Origin of the sequence: Kribbella sp. NPDC006257 (assembly GCF_040613535.1) — a bacterium.
Classification (GTDB): Bacteria; Actinomycetota; Actinomycetes; order Propionibacteriales; family Kribbellaceae; genus Kribbella.
In genome coordinates this window covers 10,407-13,947 of record NZ_JBEXSJ010000067.1, presented here as the reverse complement: position 1 = coordinate 13,947, position 3,541 = coordinate 10,407, and the positions used below count along the sequence as shown (strand labels likewise).

At 66.3% G+C, this 3,541-nt stretch carries 2 protein-coding genes; both read left to right on the top strand.

Going from position 1 to position 3,541, the window contains the following annotated elements; genetic code table 11:
• On the top strand, positions 1-2,421 hold a 2,421-nt coding region (locus ABZ004_RS40100; protein ID WP_355687501.1), incomplete at its 5' end, for a X2-like carbohydrate binding domain-containing protein.
• Between the two features lie 66 nt (positions 2,422-2,487).
• The gene (locus ABZ004_RS40095; RefSeq protein WP_355687500.1) at positions 2,488-3,228 is read left to right on the top strand and encodes an SDR family oxidoreductase; all 741 of its coding nucleotides are present in this window, start codon (positions 2,488-2,490) and stop codon (positions 3,226-3,228) included.
• Positions 3,229-3,541: the final 313 nt, after the last annotated feature.

Here is a 3,541-nt window from a genome sequence, read left to right as displayed (position 1 = left end):
GCCCGGGATCCGCGCGGCCCGGCGGTCGCGCCGAAGGCCGATGCCAAGACCACGTCCCGTACGACGACCGCGAGCATCTCCACGCCGGGGAACGTCACCACCAGCTCGAGCCCGTCGCTCGGGCCGGCCGGTGCCGCCGCGGCCAAGCCCTACATGGGCTGGAGCAGCTACAGCATGCAGGTGTATTCCAACGACGGTGGGAACTGGATCAACGCGGCCCAGATCATCGCCCAGTCCGACGCCATGCACCAGAAGCTCCAGCCGTTCGGCTACAAGTACATCAACATCGACGCGGCCTGGAACGGCGGCGTCGACGCCTACGGCCGGCCGGTGCCGAGCACGAAGTTGTTCCCGAACGGCTTCCAGGCGGTCATCGACCACATCCATGCGAACGGCCAGAAGGTCGGTATCTACAGCATCCCGGGCATCTCGCAGGCCGTCATGGACAAGGCCTACCCGATCTACGGACACCCCGGTTGTACGACGGCCGGCCTCGCGAAGCAGCCGCAGCAGCAGGGCGACTACTGGGGTTTCGGCTACCGGATCGACATGACGAACCCGTGCGCCCAGGCGTACATCGACTCGATCGCCGACCAGTTCGCCGCCTGGGGCATCGACTTCCTGAAGTTCGACAGCGTCACCCCGGGCTCCGGCCACAACGACCTGAGCATGGACGCCCGGGACGAGGTGGCCGGCTGGTCGAAGGCGCTGGCCCGGCACAACATCTGGCTCGAGCTCTCCTGGGCGCTCGACATCAACTACGCCGACTACTGGAAGTCAGTCGCGAACGGCTGGCGGGTCGAGTGGGACGTGGAGTGCTACTGCCCTGGTGAAGCACTCACGGCCTGGCCGAACGTCAACCGGCTCTTCCCGAAGGCGGCCGACTGGTGGCGGCACGCCGGACCGGGTGGCTGGAACGACTTCGACTCCCTCGATGTCGGCAACGGAACGATGGACGGTCTGACGAAGGACGAGCGGCGTACGGCGGCAACGCTGTGGGCGGTCTCCGCTGTCCCCTTCTACATCGGCAACGACATGACGAAGCTGGACCAGTACGGCGTGGATCTGCTGACCAACCCCGAGGTGATCGCGGTCAACCAGGCCGGGCGTCCCGCGCAGCCGGTCTCGACCAAGACCAACAAGCAGGTGTGGTACTCGCTGAACGCCGACAGCTCCTACACCGTCGCCCTGTTCAACCTCGGGGTCACCGAGGCGAACATGACGGCGAACTTCGCGGACCTCGGTCTGGACGGTTCGGCGAACGTGCGCGACCTGTGGGCGCGCAAGGAGCTCGGTCAGTTCAGCGGGAGCTACACCGCGGCCGTTGTTCCGCCGCATGGTGTCCGGCTGTTCAAGGTCACGCCGCAGAAGGGCGCCGCGATCCGCGTGAACGACGACGACCTGCGGGTCGGGTACGACGGCACGTGGACGCGCAACAACAACAACGAAGTACCGGCTGTGTCGGAGCCGCTGACGGTAGCGGTGACGGACTCCGGTACGCCGGCGCCGCCGGTGCCGTCGAACGGTGGCACTCGCACCGTCGAGCTCAACAACGACAACGCCGGCATTGTCTACACAGGTTCATGGAGTCGCAGTACGGGCCGTGGACTGGGTGACTACCAGGACGACGTCCAGTACACCGAGACCAACGGAGACGCCTTCAGCTACAGCTTCGTCGGCAACGGCGTCGACTACGTCACCGAGAAGGACCCATCGCAGGGCGAGGTGGAGATCTACGTCGACGGTGCGTTGAAGGCGACCGTGGACACGCATGCGGACTCGCGCTCCGCGCAGCAGACGGTGTTCAGCATCTCGGATCTGCCGAACGGTTCGCACACGATCCGTGGGGTGAAGAAGTCCGGGCAGTTCATGCTGGTCGACAAACTGGTGGTCCGGCAGGAGAGCCTGCTGAACCCCGGTACGGCGTCCTTCGACAAGGTGGCCCCGGCCGACGTCACCACCGAGATCGGGCGTGACCCGGGTGAGCTGGCATCCATCTCCAACGCGGGCAAGGCGCTCGTGAAGGGGACCGACTACACCACCGACGGCAAGGTCGTGACGATCAAGAGTGCCTATCTGGCGACGCAGCCGGTCGGCAGTACGAAGCTGGACTTCAGCTTCCGTGGCGACTATCGCGACGACGTGCACGCGGCGACGGCGAACGGGGCGGCGATCAACTTCGTCTTCAAGGGCGTCGGGGTCGACTGGACCACCGCGCTGGCGCCGGATCAGGGTGATGTCGATGTCTACCTCGACGGGAAGCTCGTCACCCGGGTGAACCTGCACAGTGACGCGCGGGTCACGAACAAGAAGGTGTTCACGAAGACCGGCCTGACGAACGCGCAGCACACGTTGCGGCTCGTGAAGGTCTCCGGCGACGTACTGCGGAACGACATGCTCCGCTACACGCTCGCCAAGTAGCTCCTGGGACGACGACACGGGCCGGGTGACCTTCGGATCGCCCGGCCTGTGACGTTTGATGGGCTCATGACTTCGATCTGCATTGTGACGGGTGGGGGTGGGGCCCGGATCGGCAACGGGATCTGCCGGGCGCTGGCGGCGAAGGGATGGACGGTCGTCGTCGGTGATCGGGATCTGCCGGCCGCCGAGTCGGTGGCGGCGGAGTTGCGCGGGGCGGGAGCTCACGCCGTACCGATGGCTTTGGATACCACTGATGCTTCGTCGGTGCGGGAAGTTGTTGCTGCGACGGTGGGGGAGTTCGGGCGGATCGATGCCTTGGTCAACAGTGCCGGGGTCGGGTTGCGGAAGCATGGTGCGGACGCGACGCCTGAGGAGTTCGACCAGCTGCATGCGATCAACTACCGCGGGCCGTGGACGTGCATCCGCGAGGTGCTGCCTCACATGCTGGAGAACGGCGGTGGCAGCATCGTCAACATCGGCTCAGTACACGCGGCCGGCGCCGCCGAGACCTTCACCCTGTACGCCGCAACGAAGGCTGCCTTGTCTGCGCTGACCCGGGGAATCGCCCGCGACTACGGCCTCCGAGGCATCCGCTGCAACATCGTCCACCCAGGTGCTGTGGAGGAACGCGGTGCCGAGCACCTCCTGGCAGACTTCGTCGCCACCAAACAAATGCTCCCCCACCCGGTCGAATCCATCGACATCGGCAACGCCGTCGCCTTCCTCCTCTCCGAGGACGCCCGAGCCATCACCGGCATCGACCTCTACGTAGACGCCGGCACCACCGCCATGCTCTTCGAACAGTAGCCAAGCTCTACGCGCCAACCCCCGACGTGCTGTCCAGACCCCGGGACCCCTGGGGTGGTCTGCCAGAACCGCGAACAGATCCCGGGTACCGCGGACACCAACCCGGACGAGTGGTCATGCAATAACCTCCCCCCGACCCCCGAGACGGTGTCCGCACCTCCCACGTGGCGTCCGAACCCCCGACGTGGTGTCCCACCTCCGACGTGGTGTCCCACCTCCGACGTGGTGTCCCCACCTCCGACGTGGTGTCCCGCACCTCCGACGTGGTGTCCCCACCTCCGACGTGGTGTCCCGCACCTCCGACGTGGTGTCC